Raw genomic sequence first — 18,396 nt, 5'->3', positions numbered from 1 at the left:
GAACGTTCCCTTTTTGTGATAAACCTCACAGTTTTGCGGCAATATAGCGCTAAAAGATAAAAAATAGTTAATTGAGTATTTGTGAAGGCACCGTAATTATTTGTGGTTTTACTTCACTTTGCAGCATTTGCAAAAGTTCATTGGCGGCATAAGTACCAGCTTTATCAAAACCAAGATCGACTGTAATCGTTTTGGCAAATAAGAAATTAAGCAGATCGCTACTACCGATGCTAATAACAACAATATTATTAATATTTTTTTCAGATAAATATCTATTTAGGCCTAAAGCAATTGAATCGGTGGCACAAACGATCGCTGTTGGTGAGTTAAGCAATACTGATTCGGCAAGTTCATAACCTGAATAGTAACTTAATTTGCCAAGTACCGCATTCGGCTTAAGTTTATGGGTATGACAAAAATCAGTATAGGCCTGATAACGTAATTCACCTGTGGTTTGATCTTGTTTAGTAATACCGATATAGCCAATTTTTTGGTGCTTTTCTTTTTGATATAAATAGGTTAGTGCTTTGTTTACTGCCCCTATATCATCATAACAAATACAAGAATACTCAGAAAAAGGTCTTGCAATAACCACACATTTATCTTGCCAAAATGACAATAGCGTACTATCCAATCCAGTAAAAGCGAAAACCACTACTCCGTCAGCTTGTTTTTCTTTTAACATCGTTAAGTGTTCTTCAACTTTTTTGGCACTAAATTGGTTCTCAATAATGATCGGATCATAACCATTAGCATAAAAAATCGGTAACATACTTCGAACAGCATGATTTTCAGAGATGGAATCGAGGCGAGTGACAATAATGCCTATCACTTTATTGCCATAACCACGCATTGCTCTAGCCGATTTCGATGGCGTAAATTGATATTGTTCAACAATTGCCATCACTTTATCGCGAGTTGACTCCTTCACCATTGGATCGTGATTAATGACTCGCGAAACAGTGGATTTACTAACACCACTCAATTTAGCGATATCTTTAATGGTTAAATTCGTTGACGGTTTGCTCATAATCAATTTACACAATGAATATCAATTAAATCATAGTAATATAGATTGAAGAAAATAGCGATAATCATATCAATGATAAGATCATCGCTAATTCAGATTTTATTTGCTATATTTTAATTTGTAGATACTTCCCCAATCTAACATCGCATCATGCACTTGTTTTAAGCTTTGTCCAACCTCGGTTAAGGTATATTCCACTTTAGGTGGCACTTGGGCATACACTTTGCGAGTGATTAGGCCATTTTTTTCCATCGTTCTTAAATGCGAAGTGAGAACTTTTTGTGAGATGCCGTTGAGTGATTTTTTCAGTTCACCAAAACGTTTGGTACCTGTCAGTAAATCTCGCACAATTAGCACTTTCCATTTGTCACCCATTAATAATAGGGTAGTTTCAACGGGACATGGCGGTAAATTTTCAATTGCCGGCATAATAAATTTCCTTTAATTTCAACAATAGTATCTAAATAGTAACTATATTACTACTTAGTACCTACTTTACAATAGAAACTTAGGATACTAAGCTAAAAAAATTAATTTATCTAGATAGTAATAAGGAGAATAAGATGAAAATTGCAGTAATTGGTGCAAATGGTAAATCAGGACAACTATTGGTTAAAGAAGCATTATCACGAGGGTATGATGTCACAGCTATCGTACGTAAACCAAGTTCAAATAGCGACGCAAAAGCGAAGGTATTAGTTAAAGATCTGTTTCAATTAACTTATGACGATTTAAAACCATTTGATGTGATCATTGATGCATTTGGTACATGGACACCTGAATCACTACCATTACATCAAACTAGTCTAAAACATTTAACCGATATTTTAAGCGGTAAACCTAATCGTTTATTAGTTGTTGGTGGTGCAGGCAGCTTATATGTCAATCCAGAACATACTGTTCGTTTAGTTGATTCACCTGATTTCCCTGATGAATTTAAACCACTAGCGAATAATATGGCGAAAGCTTTAGATCAATTAAGAACTTGTAACGACGTACAATGGACCTATTTAAGCCCAGCCATTGAGTTTATTGCTGATGGAGCAAGAACTGGTCATTATATTGTCGGTGGTGAGCAATTCTTAGTTAACAGCCAAGGTAAAAGTCAAATCAGCTACGCTGACTATGCGATTGCGATGATTGACGAGGCAGAACAAGCTAAACACGTTAAACAACGTTTTACTGTAGCTACTGAATAATATTTTTATCAAGCCTTACATTAAAAGGGCCGATAACCAAATGGTTAGTTTTGATGTAAGGCACATAATTTAATCTTTTCAATGTCTAATTTGATTTTCCTTCCTAATTAGCCAAAATGGTGCAAAAAAATTAACCAAATAGATTTTAATGGATCATTTTAGTGCATCATCAATCAAAGAAAATAAAATCATACCTGTTATTACTTAGTTGCTTATTTATTGGCACGTTTATTGCATAAATCAAAGATTATTATGAAAATTTGATAAAACAAATAACATTGATAATATAAATTATTATGCGTTCAATTTATAATCATTTTACTTGGGAAAACTATTATGCCGTACGATCTAATTATTAAAAATGGTCTCGTTATTCTTGAATCTGGCGAGATCTATAGCGATGTTGCAATAAAAAAAGGCAAAATTGCAGCAATTGGCCCTAATTTAGTGCAAGCCAATAAAATTATTGATGCTGACGGTTTGATTGTTAGTCCCGGAATGGTTGATATTCATGTTCATATTAGTGAACCGGGTGGTGTACGTCACGAATGGGAAGGCTATGTCACAGGAACCAAAGCATGTGCAAAAGGGGGAGTAACAACCTTTGTTGAAATGCCACTGAATCAACTTCCTGCAACAACCAGTGGTGAAACACTTCGCACTAAATATGCAGCCGGTGAAGGAAAACTCTATGTCGATGTTGCTTCTTATGGTGGATTAGTACCTTATAACCTGATTAATAATGGTATTGCCGAACAAGTTGAAGAAGGCGTCGCGGCATTTAAATGCTTTATGGCAACCTGTGGGGATCCCAATCTTGATGGTGATTTTGCTAATGTAAATGATTATGCCTTATGGGAAGGGATGCGCCAAATTGCTAAAACCGGTAAAGTGTTAGCCATTCATGCAGAAAATGCCGCAATTACTGATATTTTAGGACAACAAGCTAAAGCGCGAGGCGAAAGCACATTATCACAATACGTAGCAACTCGTCCAGCATTCACTGAAGTAGAAGCTATTCGACGAGCTATCTTTTTTGCCAAACAAACCGGTTGCCCAATTCATATTTGCCACGTAGCTTGTCCAGAAGGGGTTGAAGAAGTAATAAAAGCACGTCAAGAAGGCGTTAATGTCACTTGTGAAACCTGTATTCATTACCTCTATTTTACCACTGACCAGTTAGATGCCATTGGACCAATTGCAAAATGCTCTCCACCCATTCGTGATCAACAAGCTCAAGAAGGATTATGGAAGTATCTCTTTGCTGGTCACATTATCACAGCCGTATCTGACCATTCTCCATGTACTTATGATCTAAAAGATAAAACCAATGCTTTTGATGCTTGGGGCGGAATTTCTGGTGTGCAAAATAATGTCGATATCATGTTTGATGAAGCCGTACAAAAACGGGGTATGTCATTAAAACAATTTGCCGACATCATCGCTAAAAATCCAGCTGAAAGATACAACTTACCAACCAAAGGTTCAATTCAAGTTGGTAAAGACGCTGACATTATCTTTATTAAACCTCATTCAAACTATGTATTAAAAGAACAAGATCTTGAGTATCGTAATAAATTTAGCCCTTATGTAGGACGAAAAATTGGTGCTCAAGTTGTGCAAACATTATTACGAGGTGAAACCATTTATCAGATAGATTCAGGTATTGATTCAATACCAAGAGGTACATTTATTCGACGTTAATCATTACATTAAAACGATAAAAAATAAGTAGGAAAGGAAAACCATGAAGAACAACACTGCACAATCATCAACTACGCAGATTGATAGTTCGCTATTACCCAAATCTAGCAAAGATAGAACTATGAATCCTTTGGCCTATTCTTTTATGTGGATTGGTGATGGTATGAATTTGGGTAATATGACCTTAGGTGCAAGCTTAGTAGTCGCCGGTGTCGCCACCATGAATATTTTCCAAACGTTCGCCGCAACATTTATTGCCATATTGATTATTACTACCATTTTTGTCTTTAATGATCGTTTAGGGTATCGCACAGGTATTCCTTACGTGGTACAACTGCGCATGTCATTTGGGATAAAAGGTGCTATTATTTCTTCATTGCTCCGCGGTATTCCTGCTATTGTTTGGTATGGTTTTCAAAGTTGGATCGGTGCAACTGCACTCAATGAGATTGTTAAAATATTATCTAATGGTGATTTTGATAATGTATTTATCTGTTTCCTTATTTTACAATTTTTCCAAATCGCTTTATCACTATATGGATTTCATGCCATTAAATGGGTCGAAACCCTAATTTCAGTGGTGATTCTTTGTGCATTAGTTTATGTCTTTATTCTATTACTCAACAATCACCAAGAGATTATTATCGATAAATGGGTAAATGCCGAAGGAACTTGGGGATTACCATTTTGCGGATTTATTATGATGTTCTTAGGTAATTACGCCGCAATCTTCCTAAGTGCCGCAGATTATTCGCGAGAACTAAAAACTGGTTTTAGCAATCGCAAAAGAGGTCTTCTCTACTTCTTACCTATTTTTGTCGCTTACGGCTTTATTATTACTATTGGTGTAATGTTGGCGTCAGTTACAGGTAACTCTAATCCAGTTAAAGCCTTTGCAATTGTAGTAAATAATCCATATATCACCATTGTGGTATCATCTTTCATTGTGTTGGGTACTGTTGCCGTAAATATCGTTGCTAACATCATCCCGCCAGCTTACGTAATTACGTTATTAACAAAAGCTAAATATAAAGTGGCGGTGACCATTACCGGGTTATTAGCTATCGCTTCTTTTCCTTGGGTCTTAGTTCAAGATACGTCAGCAAAAGGATTAGGTTTATTTATTCTAATTTACTCCGCTTTTTTAGGTCCGATTGTGGCAATCTTATTGGTGGAATATTATCTGTTACGTCGTCAAAAAATTGATGTTAATACGCTATATGATAATAATGGTCAATTTGCTGGCTTTAACCCAGCTGCGATTTTAGCAATGCTTATTGGCTCGGCGGCTGCATTTTATGAAGTAAGCCTAACATGGATTGTCGGCTTTGTTGTTGGTGGAATAAGTTATATCTTATTAACTAAATTCTCATTTAAAGACTCTCCTTTCAAAAAAGGGACTATCTTTGAAAACAAATAGATTAATTAAATCACAATCAAAATTAGGCAGTAAATTTATCATGATTCACTGCCTATTTGACATGTCACTTTAATTTCTCGATTATCCGTAATTTCTAAATTTGATAACACCGCTAATTGTGGAAAATTAGGTCGTAAAAACTGGGCGAGCATAGCTCTTAATGTGTGATTAACTAATAAAACTGGCGGTGCACCTATCGCGTCTTGCTGATTAAGCGCTTGTTTAAGTTGTTCAAGTATATGTTCCGCCAACCCCGGCTCAACATTACTAGTATTTTGCAAAGCTTGTAATAATATACGTTCTAAATTGATATTTAATCCTATAACTTTTATAGGCTCTGTTCCTGGGAACCACTGTTGAGTGATCACTCGACCCAAGGCTATTCTAACAATACTGAGTAAATGGTATGGATCATTTTGATTAGGCGCTTGTTCACAAATTGTTTCAATAATAGTGCGCATATCACGAATAGATACTTTTTCAGCTAACAAATTTTGTAGAATTTTATGAAAAGTGGTTAAAGGCACAACGTCAGGAATAAAATCCTCAACTAATTTAGGAATATCCTGTTTGATTCGATCCAGTAATTCTTGTGTTTCTAATCGTCCCAATAAATCACTAGCAAATTGTTGTAACAGATGATTAAAATGGGTGGCAATCATGGTACTGGTATCAACAACGGTATAACCCAATATTTGCGCATTTTCAATATTATTCTTATCTATCCAAACAGCAGGTAGACCGAAAGCTGGTTCTGTGGTTACGACACCTTCAATTGTTTCGGTCACAGTGCCAGGATTAATCGCTAACCATTTATTATTTAAGATCTCTCCTTGACCTACTTCGCCCCCTTTTATAAAAAACTTATATTGATAAGGAAGCAAAGAAAGATTATCGCGAATATGAACTTGAGGCGGTAAAAAACCTAACGTTTGAGCAAACTTTTTGCGCAAGCTACGAATCCGTCCAAGTAATTCACCATTTTGGGTTTGGTCAACCATAGGAATTAATCCGTATCCAACTTCCATCGCTAAAATATCTTCAATATTAACATCAGACCATGAAGCTTCAATGTTTGCTGGTTTAGTGGCTTGTACATTATTTTGAGGGGTAGTAGCCGATTTTTCTGCTTTCTTTTGTTTAGTTAACCACCAAGAAATTACTGCCAGTACAGCTGTAAACATCAAAAACACCATGTTTGGCATACCAGGAATAAGTCCAAGTAAACCAATAACAACCGCAGTTAATATTAACACTTGTGGATTATTAAATAACTGTTTAAGCATCTGATCACTGATGTTTTCTTGTGAGGTAACACGAGTCACGATAACACCTGCGGCAGTTGAGATAATTAGTGAAGGAATTTGTGCAACTAAACCATCACCGATAGTCAATAGCACATAAGTTTTACTCGCATCTGATAACGTCATACCATGCTGCATTACTCCAACTATTAAACCACCAACAATGGTAATGGCCATAATTAGTAGACCTGCGATAGCATCACCACGCACAAATTTACTCGCGCCATCCATTGAACCATAAAAATCAGCTTCTTGCGTGACTTCTGCTCGACGTGCTTTGGCTTCCTCTTCACCAATCAATCCAGCATTAAGATCTGCATCAATTGCCATCTGCTTACCGGGCATACCGTCTAGCGCGAAGCGAGCACCAACTTCAGCTATCCTGCCTGCACCTTTAGTGATTACCATAAAGTTGATAATAACTAAAATAACAAAGACAACGATACCAATAGCAAAATTACCACCCACCAAAAAATGCCCAAAAGCCTCAATAACTCGACCAGCAGCATCACTACCTGTATGCCCTTTTAGTAACACAATTCTAGTTGAGGCAACATTAAGTGACAATCGCAATAATGTTGCAAAAAGCAAAACGGTAGGAAATGCGGCAAAATCCAAAACTCGCTTAGTAAACAGTGCAACAATTAGAATGATAATTGATAATGCAATATTGAAAGTAAAAAACAGATCCAAAACAAATGCTGGCAAAGGTAATACCATCATTGAAAGAATCAATAAAATAAGTAATGGACCCGTTAAAATTCGATATTGTCCATTTTTTAATACATTTATTGATAGCAAATTAGTAAATTTTGATTTCATAATAGTGTTTTACTTTTATTTATTCATAGATAAAGATTCGGGAATCGATATATTTGTTGGTTTTTGCGGTTTATCACCGCCATATTTATGCCAACGTTTTAACTGATAAACCCAAGCTAAAATTTGTGCTACAGCAGTATAAAGTTCAGTGGGTATCGCTTTGCCAATTTCACCATGGCGATATAATGCACGAGCTAGAGGAGGCGCCTCTAACTGTGGAATACGATATTCTTTGGCAATTTCTTTAATTCTAATAGCAATATTATCGGTTCCTTTAGCTAACAATTTAGGGGCAGACATAGTTTTTTCATCATATTGTAAGGCAACTGCATAATGGGTTGGATTGGTTATAATAACATTTGCCTTAGGTACATCAGCCATCATTCGACGTCTTGCAATTGCTTGTTGCATTTGGCGAATACGCCCTTTAATTTGAGGATCACCTTCTTGCTCTTTAAATTCATCTTTAACTTCTTGTTTGGACATTTTCAATTTTTTCAAATTGCTCCAAATTTGATAAAAAATATCAAATCCAACCATCGGAATTAAAGCTAAAACCATTAATAAACCAGAATAAATAATCATTTGCATAGCATTGAATAACGCATTATTTAAATGCATGGTTGGAAGCGAAAGCATATTTGGGAATTGATGAATTAAAAAAAGTGCTGCAGTAAAAAAGATCAAGCTAACTTTAAGAACACCTTTGAATAGTTCCGAAAGAATCCGAACGCCAAATAACCGCTTGAATCCACTGATAGGATTTAGTTTTTGGAAATTTGGTTTAAGTGATTGTAAACTAAAAAGCAAACCACCAATAGCAAGTGGCGCAATAATAGCAATAATCACTAATCCGAGAAAAATAGGCACGATCGCCCAAAATCCTGCTGTTAATAAATTAATAAAATTGAAGATAATCTGTTTATCGTCATCCGTTCTATATGAAACAGACATAGCCTGCTGAATAATTGTTTTTAAATTAGCAACAAAATTAGCGCCCATTAACCAAAACAATAGGATACCAACCAGCAATATGATTAACGACGTTAATTCGCGAGATCGAGGGATCTCCCCTTTTTCCTTAGCCTTTTTTAATTTACTTTCGGTAGGGTGCTCGCTTTTATCTAGATCACTGTCATCAGCCATATCTTAATTAAACCAATTCATCGTCTAATTACTGTTTACGTTAGTAACACAGTATGAACTCAACTTAATAAAGTCATTGGCTTAATTAGACCCTAATTTAATAGTTATTTATCTCGTTTACTGTAAGACAACAGCAAAATAATTAGACTTTAGCGCGTTTGGATGAAATTGTTTCAGATTGTTGGTAACCGTTATAAGTATAAACAGCGGGATTATTGATACTTTTTAAATAGTCAATCGATTGTTGAGTCATATTCATACGATTTTGAATAATTATACCGTTCTCTCGATTGAGCTGCGCTAATCGCTGAGTGGTATTTGTAATTGCTTGCCATTTCAACATTAACTGTGGATCTTCATTATAGGGTGGTTGAATATTGTATTGTTTACCTGTTTTTAACCGTTTTTCATCAAGTAATTTCAATTCAATAAGCAATTGGCTTTTTTGGTTTATAATTTCATTTAGATGACTAATAGAATTATTTTCAATTAATATTCGTTGCTCAGATTCTAAAATATCTGAAAGGGTTTGCAACATAACCGCTACATTATCAAAAATACTATCTAATTCTAACATGACGACATTCCCTCAAGATCAACTAGCCTTCAATATTATCTAAGAACTTGCTTAATAATTTCATCTGCAATTTTATCAGGATTGATGACTAATTTTCCATCAGCAATAGCCTGTTTTATTTTTTCAATTTTACCCATATCAATGTCATTCTCAGTTGAATGTAACAATGCGATATTTTGGCTTAAATTAACATTACTGTCCGAATTAAAGTTACTTGAGAGCTGCACAGATGCTTTAATTTTTTTATTTTGCTCATTCATCACATCACGACTAAGTAATCCTGATACTGTTGTAATCAATTCTGTTGCATCGATACTCATAAGAATCCTTCAATTCAATGTCAAGGTTTATAATGTAAGTTTATTCTAATTATCGGCAAAAATCAAAAAACATTAACTTTTATTTATTTAAAATTGTGATGCCTTCTACGCTAACAACACCCTCGATAATATTGCCATTATTTAACTTGATATTAATCGATTCACCCAAAGCCCCATTGGTAAGCGCTTTACCATTAGATGTCACTGAATAACCTTCACCATCAATTATGACCTTTACAGTTTGGCCTGCTTTAATATACCAGTTTTTCTGTAACATCGAATTTTTTATTGGTTCACCATTGTTAATATTACGTAAAGCAATATGATTGATAACCTCAGATTTATTTAAAATGATAGTTGATGGTAATTTATCTAATTGGCCTGATTGTGTTTTTATTAGTTGTTCTGTAATTACAGTTCCAGCACTAATTGACTGATTAGCAACGACATAATTACCTTTAACTGCTACATAAACTTGCAGATATTTAGTCATATTTTCACATTTGGCAGTAATCGTTAAATTACCCCATAGTTTATTTTTATTTAGTACAGTTAAGGTAGGTGAATTACAGTTTAAATTAGATTTTAAAGTACGATAATTAATCTCAACATCATCATTCACAGCAATATCGCTTAATTGTTGATAGATTAGATCATTAATTTGCTTTTCTAGCGCGTTTGCATAAATTACTTTAGAACTACACAATACACAAAAAAGACATATTAATTTAATAAGTTGAGACATGTTTAAACAATTTAATAACTGAAATTATGACTAGATTGTACTTTACTTACTAAAAGGTTGAATGTTGAAATAAGGGCTATTTTTATCGTTATTTATACGATGATTTTTTTTGAATATGCTTAAAATTGTCCTCATTAAAAAAGATGGGATAATTTTATGCTTAACAAATTAGACACCTTCGTTAATTTTCACCAACAAGCATTGAATGTTCGTGAAAATCGACAAAACATACTTGCAGCAAATATTGCTAACAGTGATACACCTAACTATCAAGCTAGGGATATTGACTTTAAAGTAGAATTAAATAAAGCTATCAATAGTCAACATGCTTTCAATAATATAAAGCTAAATGCCACATCACCGAATCATTTTCAATTAAATGCTATGGGATCTACAAATTATAATCTTCTTTATCGTATCCCCTATCAATCGTCTGCAGATGGCAATACTGTTGAAATGGATCAAGAACGAACCGCTTTTATGGACAACAGTATCCACTATCAAAGTAGTTTAACATTTTTGGGTGAACAATTTAAAAATCTAATCGCCGTATTACAGCAAGGATAACCGTTATGAGCTTTTCTATTTTTTCTATTTCTGGTTCAGCCTTAATGGCTCAAACACAACGAATGAATGTTAGTGCTAGTAATTTAGCTAATGCAGATAGTGTTACTAGTACTTCTGGCCAAGCTTATCGAGCCAAACAAGTTGTTTTTAAAGTTGATGATAATGGTTATCCAAATAGCATCGCAGGCGTAAAAGTATCACAGGTTATTGAAGACCCCGCGCCAATGAATTTAGTTTATGAACCGAGTCATCCTTTAGCCGATGAAAATGGTTACATTCAAAAACCCAATGTTGATGTAGTAGCAGAGATGGTCAATACCATTTCAGCATCTCGTAGTTACCAAGCGAATGTCGAGGTCATTAATACCGCGAAAAGTTTAATGCTAAAAACACTTACTTTAGGTCAATAAAAGGGTGTAATTCATGGGTATTTCAAATGTAGCGGTATCAGAACCATCAAATGTAACAAACCCACAAATGGTAAAAAAAGCGGCATCTGATGGTAACTCTAGTCAAGAATTACAAGATAACTTCTTGAAATTACTCATTGCCCAAATGAAAAATCAGGATCCGACTAATCCAATGGACAATAGCCAGTTAACCACTCAACTTGCTCAAATTAATACCTTAGCGGGTATTGAACGACTTAATACCACATTAGGCATGGTTTCTGGTCAAATGGACGATAGCTTATCAGTCAACGCAAGCAATATGATTGGTAAAGGTGTTATGGTTCCTGGTAACAAAATTTTAGTCGCCACATCAGAAGTTGAAGGTTCAGAAAGTGAAAAAGAGACCGTTACCACACCATTTGGTTTTGAACTTGTGCGTGATGCTGATTCAGTCGTTATCACTATAAAAGATGAAAACGGTAACGTTGTGCGTGAGGTTGATCTCGGTTCGATTCCTGCTGGAGTCAGCTCTTTTACTTGGGATGGCGAGCTAAACGACGGAACACTAGCGCCAGATGGCAGCTACACGTTTTCAGTTAATGCCACTTATGACGGGCAAAAAGTGTCATCAACATCATTATCTTACTCGCTTGTATACGGAGTAATTAATAGTAAAGTTAATAATAAAGTATTACTTGATTTAGGAATACTCGGTTCAATTAGTATTGACGAAGTGCGTCAAATTCTTTAAAGGGGAATAAGTTTATATGGGATTTTCTCAAGCAATTACCGGCATGAATGCCGCTTCAAAACAATTAGATGTTATTGGTAATAATATTGCCAATTCTGCAACAGTGGGCTTTAAAAGTGCTAGCATCTCATTTGCTGATATTTATGCCGGTTCAAAAGTAGGAATGGGCGTTAAAGTAGCTGCTGTTATGCAAAATTTTAATGATGGCACAACAACCTCAACCAATAATAGTTTAGATGTAGCGATTTCAGGCAATGGATTTTTCAGATTAGTTGATAGTAGTGGACAAGTTTATTATACCCGTAACGGCCAATTTCAATTAGATGCTGAACGTAATATTATATCTGTTGATGGTTTGCAGTTAACAGGCTATCTTGCAACAGGCAATCCACCGGAAATCCAACAAGGTACCGCACCAGGCCCATTAAAGATATCGCAAGAAATGCTAAATGCGACAGCAACGAGTAAAGCATCTTTACAAACAAATTTAAATTCAAATAGTACTATACCATCAAGAACTCCTGTTAATGCAACCGATGCAGATACATTCAACTATTCAACGACTATCACAACTTATGATTCTTTAGGCAATCAGCGTAATGTTCAACTTTTTTACGTTAAAACAGCCGATAATCAATGGGATGTTCACTATCTTGATAGCAGTGATCCTAGCGCTACGCTACAACGATTAGGGGCAATGGAATTTGATTCATCAGGCAAATTAATTAGCGAGCCAAATATGACAATTAATATTAATGGGTTAAATGGTTCAGCAAATAATAGCTTCACATTATCATTAGCAAATAGTACTCAACAAAATATGGGTAAAGAAGTCGGTAGCATTAAAACCCCTATCGTTGATGGTTATGCACCAGGTGATCTGGTTGGTTATACTATTAACGATGATGGCACCATTCATGGCGTTTATTCTAATCAACAAACCATGTTGTTAGGTCAAATAGTCATGGCTGATTTTGCCAACGCGAATGGATTGGAATCAGCTGGTAACAATAACTGGCGTTCTACACTTAATTCTGGTGCAGAGGTATTAGGTTCAGCCAATACAGGAACGTTTGGATCACTAACGAGTGGTGCGGTTGAATCATCCAACGTCGATATGAGTCAAGAATTAGTTAACATGATTGTTGCCCAGCGTAATTATCAATCTAATTCCCAAACAATTAAAACTCAAGATCAAATACTTAATACATTAGTGAATTTAAGATAATTTAAGGAATACTTATGGATCGCGTTATTTATACTGCAATGTCTGGTGCAAGCCAAACATTGATTCAACAATCCATAACCAGCCATAACTTAGCAAATGTATCAACGGTAGGCTTTCGTGCTCAATTAATGGCAATGAAAGCCGTTCCCATTGTAGGTAATAGTATGCCAACAAGAACCATGGTCACGGCAACAACACCTACTTATGACTCAACAATGGGTGCATTTAATTACACTGGGCGAGATTTAGACGTTGCCTTATCTCAAGATGATTGGTTAGCTGTACAGTTAGCCGATGGTAGTGAGGGCTATACTCGAAATGGTGCAATTGAAATTGATGAAGACGGTACACTTAATATCCAAGGTTATCCTTTGCTTGGTGATAACGGCGTATTAACAGTTCCGCAACGATCTCAAGTTAGCATCAGTGCAGATGGTACACTTTCCGCTTTAGGTGCTGGTGATAAACGCACAACCATTGCGCAGGTGGGAAAAATAAAAAAAGTTCACCTTGAACGTAACGAAATTATACGTGGCGATGATGGTTTTTTTCATGCAACGCAAGATACACTTAATGATCGCGGTGCTGTATTACCGGATAATCCTAACGCAAAAATAATGTCTGGGGTATTAGAAGGCAGTAATGTTAATCCTGTTACTGCAATGGTGAATTTAATTAGTCACTCTCGCCAATTTGAAATGCAGATGAAGCAAATTAGTACAGCTGATGAAAATGCTCAAAAAGCAAATCAAATATTATCGTTAACTTAATTAAAAAAGGAATTAGCAATGATTAAATCATTATGGATTGCAAAAACCGGTTTAACTGCGCAACAAATGAATATGGATATTATATCCAATAATTTAGCCAACGTAAGTACCGGTGGATTTAAACGCCAACGCGCTGTTTTTGAGGATTTATTATACCAAACCATTCGTCAACCTGGCGCTCAATCATCAGAACAAACAACATTACCTTCAGGATTACAAATTGGTACCGGCGTAAGACCAGTTGCTACTGAACGAATTCATAGCCAAGGTAACTTAGAATTAACTGACAATAGCAGTGACATTGCCATTAACGGACAAGGTTTTTTCCAAGTTCTGATGCCTGATGGAACGCAAGCTTATACTCGAAGTGGTGCTTTCCAAGTTAACCAAAATGGTCAGTTAGTAACGGCTGCGGGTTATGAAATTCAACCAACAATTAACATTCCATCAAATGCGATAAAAATGACCGTAGCAAGAGATGGCATCGTCAATGTTACCTTAGCCAATCAATCAACCCAAGTGCAAGTTGGTCAATTGACATTACATACATTTATCAATGATACGGGACTAGAAAGTGTTGGTGAAAATCTATATTTAGAAACCGAAAGTTCAGGTGCACCGACTGAAAACACCCCAGGTTTAAATGGTGCCGGTTTGTTATATCAAGGTTATATTGAAACGTCTAATGTCAATGTTGCAGAAGAGCTGGTTAACATGATTCAAGTTCAGCGTGCTTACGAAATTAATAGTAAAGCCATATCCACCTCTGACCAAATGTTACAACGGTTAAATCAATTATAAATCTAACAGAGTGATGGATATAATGAAATATCTTTATATTTTCATAACGTTGTTGTTAGTTGGTTGTAGTCAATTACCTAAAAAAGCATTAGTAGAAGGGCAAACGAGTATTGTTCCACAAATGCCAGTAATTGTTAATTCAAGTGGCTCCATTTATCAAGCCACACAACCAAGTAGCTATGGTTATCAACCAATGTTCGAAGATCGTCGGCCGCGTCACATTGGTGACGTACTAACTATTGTATTACAAGAAAATGTTAGTGCTAGCAAAAGTTCATCAATTAATGCCGGCCGTAATGGTGACGTAAATTTGGGGGTAAAAACTGTTCCTCATTTTTTAGATGGACTGGTTGGTCGTGGCAAGGTAGATACTGATATCTCAGGCAGTAATGATTTTAAAGGTTCTGGTGGTGCTAATGCAAAAAACACATTTAGTGGCACCATCACTGTCACCGTCCAAGACGTTATGGTTAATGGCAATTTAAAAGTGATTGGGGAGAAACAAATTGCAATAAATCAGGGAACCGAATTTATTCGATTTTCAGGCGTTGTTAACCCAAGAACAATCAGCGGTAACAATACTGTTATATCAACCCAAGTTGCCGATGCGCGTATTGAATATGTAGGTAATGGTTACATTGATGAAGCGCAAACTATGGGGTGGTTACAACGTTTATTTTTCAATCTTTCACCATTTTAATGAGTCTGATTATGCTTAATAAATTACGTACTTTCATCGTGTTATTGATGATAATAGTTGTACCTTATAGCTATGCAGAGCGAATACGAGATTTAGTTACTATTCAAGGTGTTCGCGAAAACGCATTAGTTGGATACGGTATTGTTGTTGGTCTTGATGGTACAGGGGATCAAACCTCACAAACGCCTTTTACTATTCAAAGTATAACTAATATGCTATCACAATTAGGTATCACCGTTCCGACAGGTAGTAACATGCAATTAAAAAATGTTGCTGCAGTAATGGTAACCGCAAAATTACCTTCCTATGCACGAATTGGACAGCAAGTTGATGTAGTTGTCTCTTCATTAGGTAACGCCAAAAGCTTACGTGGTGGTACGTTAGTTATGACACCACTAAAAGGGGCAGATAACCAAGTCTATGCTATTGCACAAGGAAATCTCTTTGTTGGTGGAATGGGGGCCAGTAGTGGAGGTAGCAGTGTAGCAGTAAACCAATTGGCAGGTGCTACCATTCCTAATGGCGCGACAATTGAACGAGAATTAGCTGTACGTTTAGATGAAAATAACGCTATTGACTTACACCTTAATCACTTTGACTTTACTTTAGCATCAAAAATAGCCGACACAATAAACAAAACCAAAAAAAATACAGCTATCGCCTTAGATGGCATGACCGTTAAATTAAACATGCCTAAAGATAGCCAAGCAAGAGTTCAATTATTATCTAAAATTCAAAATTTACAAATTAGTGCCACCCCAATTTCGGCGAAAGTCGTGATAAATACTCGCACAGGCGTTGTCGTCATGAACCAAAGGGTTCAGTTAGACAATTGTGCTGTTGCCCATGGCAATTTATCAGTTGTGGTAAATAATAAATTAAACGTTAGTCAACCCGATACACCATTGGCGGGTGGCAACACTGTTGTCGTACCAGAAAATGAAGTTAGTATTGAACAAAATGGCGGCACACTACATAATTTAGCTCAAGGTACTGATTTAAATAGAGTTATCAATTCACTTAATTTGTTAGGCGCAAATCCTACAGAATTAATGTCGATACTTGAAGCATTAAAAACTGCAGGTTGTCTACATGCCGCATTGGAAACTATCTAGAGCAGAAATCATGATATGAAAAATCTAATAAACCAGTCTATTAATCGCTTTGCTTATGATTTTTCAAGCATTAACCAATTAAGGCGTAATGCAATTAGTGGATCAACTGAAAGCATCAAACAAGTTGCTGACCAGTTTGAAACACTATTTGTCAATATGATGATGCAATCGATGCGCAAAACCATTCCTAATGGCGGTTTATTTAATCAATCTGCAATGCAATTATTTACCTCGATGTTTGATCAGCAAATTGCTCAACAAACTGCTGGAAAAGGATTAGGGCTTGCCAATGTTATTGCTAAGCAATTAAATAATCAGACTCATTCTTCGATGAATATTAATGCGCAATCTCAAGTAAATAATAGTCAAACAAACATAAAATTGGCAGAATCATTATTTAGTGATAACTCATCAAGTATATCACCAGCAGCATTAGGTCAAATGCTCTATCAACAACATAAAGCAAATAATCTAACCAAAACTAATATCAATGAACTATCACAGAAAGCACTATTGAATAACATTGATAAAGATGATATTACGCAATTTATAAGTGAATGGATTGAACCAGCTAAACAAGCCGCTAAAGTTTCCGGTATACCTTACGAAGTTATTATCGCTCAAGCCGCTTTGGAATCAGGTTGGGGTAAAAAGCAGATAAAAACAGCAGACAATCAACCAAGTTATAACTATTTTGGTATAAAAGCCACATCATCATGGAATGGCAACGCTACTCGGTTGACTACTCAAGAATTTTTAAATAACAGAATGGTTAAAATTCAAGATCAATTTAGAGTTTATAACAGTAAGCAACATGCATTAGCTGATTATCTTAATTTACTAACCAAAAGTCCTCGCTATCGTGCTGTTATCAATGCACCAGATGCAAGAACAGCCGCTAAGGCATTACAAGACGCGCAATATGCAACTGATCCTAATTATAGTGAAAAACTGATTCAAATTATAAGTCGCATCGAAGAAATTGCTAAAAATACACCGCAAAAAACAATATCAGGTTTTAGGCAAATTGCCTATAAATAATAATCGAACAAATTATGAAATTGATTAACAAAAAAGGGGGGTTAACCCCCCTATATTTTTTTAAATGATAAATTATTTCATTTGAAACAATGACATATTTTGCATACTCATAAAAGTATATTGTGCAGCCTGCAAATTAGCCTGTAACATTACATAATTTGAAATAGCCTCGTACCAATCAACATCTTCGATTTGCCCAATTTGCGTTTCATGTCCATTGTTTCGTGCAATTAGTCGTTCAACCTCATTTAATACATTGCCTCCAGTCGCTCTAACCGTCGATATGTTATCAAACGAATTATCAATACCCTGACTAGCTTTAGATAAACCATCTCTAAATTGTTCAGTCGTAATAGGGCTACTAGGAGCTAGTACTTCAATTGCATAATCAATACTAGCAAATTCAGGTTTTAGGCAAATTGCCTATAAATAATATAATCGAACAAATTACGAAATTGACTAATAAAAAGGGGGGGTTAACCCCCCCCTATATTTTTTTAAATGATAAATTATTTCATTTGAAACAATGACATGTTTTGCATACTCATAAAAGTATATTGTGCAGCCTGCAAATTAGCCTGTAACATTACATAATTTGAAATAGCCTCGTACCAATCAACATCTTCGATTTGCCCAATTTGCGTTTCATATTCGATGTCCAGTGTTTCGTGCAATTAGTCGTTCAACCTCATTTAATACATTGCCTCCAGTCGCTCTAACCGTCGATATGTTATCAAACGAATTATCAACACTCTGACTAGCTT

Annotated in this window: 21 protein-coding genes; 12 read left to right on the top strand and 9 right to left on the bottom strand. The window is 35.6% G+C overall.

Annotated features, from left to right (window positions below; all coding sequences use genetic code 11):
- Positions 1-67: 67 nt before the first annotated feature.
- A complete protein-coding gene (gene treR / locus AC5LXI_RS01690; protein WP_493443257.1) occupies positions 68-1,030 on the bottom strand; it encodes a trehalose operon repressor TreR in 963 nt (320 codons plus the stop codon).
- Between the two features lie 99 nt (positions 1,031-1,129).
- The gene (locus tag AC5LXI_RS01685) at positions 1,130-1,459 is read right to left on the bottom strand and encodes a winged helix-turn-helix transcriptional regulator (protein ID WP_493443256.1); all 330 of its coding nucleotides are present in this window, start codon (positions 1,457-1,459) and stop codon (positions 1,130-1,132) included.
- Positions 1,460-1,593: 134 nt separating this feature from the next.
- Between AC5LXI_RS01685 and AC5LXI_RS01680 the strand changes: the two genes are divergently transcribed.
- The 3 genes from AC5LXI_RS01680 to AC5LXI_RS01670 all read left to right on the top strand — a co-directional run bounded on the left by AC5LXI_RS01680 (position 1,594) and on the right by AC5LXI_RS01670 (position 5,353).
- The gene (locus AC5LXI_RS01680) at positions 1,594-2,229 is read left to right on the top strand and encodes an NAD(P)-dependent oxidoreductase (RefSeq protein WP_493443255.1); all 636 of its coding nucleotides are present in this window, start codon (positions 1,594-1,596) and stop codon (positions 2,227-2,229) included.
- Positions 2,230-2,565: 336 nt separating this feature from the next.
- Positions 2,566-3,933, top strand: coding sequence for an allantoinase AllB (allB, locus tag AC5LXI_RS01675; protein ID WP_493443254.1), 1,368 nt, complete (start codon positions 2,566-2,568; stop codon positions 3,931-3,933).
- A 43-nt stretch (positions 3,934-3,976) separates the two neighbouring features.
- Positions 3,977-5,353 carry an NCS1 family transporter gene (locus AC5LXI_RS01670; RefSeq protein WP_493443253.1) on the top strand — a complete coding sequence of 459 codons (1,377 nt, stop codon included), beginning with the start codon at positions 3,977-3,979 and terminating at the stop codon, positions 5,351-5,353.
- 38 nt (positions 5,354-5,391) lie between these two features.
- Here AC5LXI_RS01670 and flhA read toward each other — a convergent pair whose 3' ends face one another.
- The 5 genes from flhA to flgA all read right to left on the bottom strand — a co-directional run bounded on the left by flhA (position 5,392) and on the right by flgA (position 10,267).
- A complete protein-coding gene (gene flhA, locus AC5LXI_RS01665) occupies positions 5,392-7,479 on the bottom strand; it encodes a flagellar biosynthesis protein FlhA (RefSeq protein WP_493443252.1) in 2,088 nt (695 codons plus the stop codon).
- Between the two features lie 15 nt (positions 7,480-7,494).
- Positions 7,495-8,625: a flagellar biosynthesis protein FlhB gene (gene flhB, locus AC5LXI_RS01660; RefSeq protein WP_493443251.1), complete on the bottom strand. Its 1,131-nt coding sequence runs from the start codon at positions 8,623-8,625 to the stop codon at positions 7,495-7,497.
- Between the two features lie 142 nt (positions 8,626-8,767).
- Positions 8,768-9,202, bottom strand: a complete 435-nt coding sequence (locus AC5LXI_RS01655) for a flagella synthesis protein FlgN (protein ID WP_493443250.1) — start codon at positions 9,200-9,202, stop codon at positions 8,768-8,770.
- A gap of 35 nt (positions 9,203-9,237) precedes the next feature.
- Positions 9,238-9,522 (bottom strand): flagellar biosynthesis anti-sigma factor FlgM, encoded by a 285-nt coding sequence (flgM, locus tag AC5LXI_RS01650; protein WP_493443249.1) that lies wholly within the window; start codon positions 9,520-9,522, stop codon positions 9,238-9,240.
- A 79-nt stretch (positions 9,523-9,601) separates the two neighbouring features.
- The gene (flgA, locus tag AC5LXI_RS01645) at positions 9,602-10,267 is read right to left on the bottom strand and encodes a flagellar basal body P-ring formation chaperone FlgA (protein ID WP_493443248.1); all 666 of its coding nucleotides are present in this window, start codon (positions 10,265-10,267) and stop codon (positions 9,602-9,604) included.
- A 156-nt stretch (positions 10,268-10,423) separates the two neighbouring features.
- On the opposite strand from flgA, the gene flgB reads away from it, so the two are divergent.
- Genes flgB through flgJ form a run of 9 tightly spaced genes read left to right on the top strand, consistent with a single transcriptional unit; the run spans position 10,424 to position 17,632 of the window.
- Positions 10,424-10,834 carry a flagellar basal body rod protein FlgB gene (gene flgB, locus AC5LXI_RS01640; RefSeq protein WP_493443247.1) on the top strand — a complete coding sequence of 137 codons (411 nt, stop codon included), beginning with the start codon at positions 10,424-10,426 and terminating at the stop codon, positions 10,832-10,834.
- 5 nt (positions 10,835-10,839) lie between these two features.
- Entirely contained in the window at positions 10,840-11,244 is a 405-nt protein-coding gene (gene flgC / locus AC5LXI_RS01635) for a flagellar basal body rod protein FlgC (RefSeq protein WP_493443246.1), read from the top strand.
- 13 nt (positions 11,245-11,257) lie between these two features.
- Complete coding sequence (flgD, locus tag AC5LXI_RS01630; RefSeq protein ID WP_493443245.1) at positions 11,258-11,977, top strand: flagellar hook assembly protein FlgD; 720 nt, start codon at positions 11,258-11,260, stop codon at positions 11,975-11,977.
- Positions 11,978-11,993: 16 nt separating this feature from the next.
- Positions 11,994-13,205, top strand: coding sequence for a flagellar hook protein FlgE (gene flgE / locus AC5LXI_RS01625; RefSeq protein ID WP_493443244.1), 1,212 nt, complete (start codon positions 11,994-11,996; stop codon positions 13,203-13,205).
- Positions 13,206-13,219: 14 nt separating this feature from the next.
- Positions 13,220-13,975 (top strand): flagellar basal body rod protein FlgF, encoded by a 756-nt coding sequence (locus AC5LXI_RS01620; RefSeq protein ID WP_493443243.1) that lies wholly within the window; start codon positions 13,220-13,222, stop codon positions 13,973-13,975.
- An 18-nt stretch (positions 13,976-13,993) separates the two neighbouring features.
- Complete coding sequence (gene flgG, locus AC5LXI_RS01615) at positions 13,994-14,776, top strand: flagellar basal-body rod protein FlgG (protein ID WP_493443242.1); 783 nt, start codon at positions 13,994-13,996, stop codon at positions 14,774-14,776.
- Positions 14,777-14,798: 22 nt separating this feature from the next.
- The gene (locus tag AC5LXI_RS01610; protein WP_493443241.1) at positions 14,799-15,476 is read left to right on the top strand and encodes a flagellar basal body L-ring protein FlgH; all 678 of its coding nucleotides are present in this window, start codon (positions 14,799-14,801) and stop codon (positions 15,474-15,476) included.
- Positions 15,477-15,487: 11 nt separating this feature from the next.
- Complete coding sequence (locus AC5LXI_RS01605; RefSeq protein ID WP_493443240.1) at positions 15,488-16,591, top strand: flagellar basal body P-ring protein FlgI; 1,104 nt, start codon at positions 15,488-15,490, stop codon at positions 16,589-16,591.
- A gap of 15 nt (positions 16,592-16,606) precedes the next feature.
- Positions 16,607-17,632 (top strand): flagellar assembly peptidoglycan hydrolase FlgJ, encoded by a 1,026-nt coding sequence (gene flgJ / locus AC5LXI_RS01600; RefSeq protein WP_493443239.1) that lies wholly within the window; start codon positions 16,607-16,609, stop codon positions 17,630-17,632.
- 72 nt (positions 17,633-17,704) lie between these two features.
- On the opposite strand, the gene AC5LXI_RS01595 is transcribed toward flgJ, so the two are convergent.
- Positions 17,705-17,938, bottom strand: a complete 234-nt coding sequence (locus AC5LXI_RS01595; protein ID WP_493444229.1) for a flagellin — start codon at positions 17,936-17,938, stop codon at positions 17,705-17,707.
- A 203-nt stretch (positions 17,939-18,141) separates the two neighbouring features.
- Positions 18,142-18,306 (bottom strand): flagellin, encoded by a 165-nt coding sequence (locus tag AC5LXI_RS01590; protein ID WP_493443238.1) that lies wholly within the window; start codon positions 18,304-18,306, stop codon positions 18,142-18,144.
- Between the last annotated feature and the right edge of the window lie 90 nt (positions 18,307-18,396).

Source organism: Gilliamella sp. LMG 34361 (assembly GCF_984569075.1).
The sequence above is the reverse complement of the archived record's forward strand: the minus strand, read 5'-3'. Positions and strand labels throughout refer to the sequence as shown.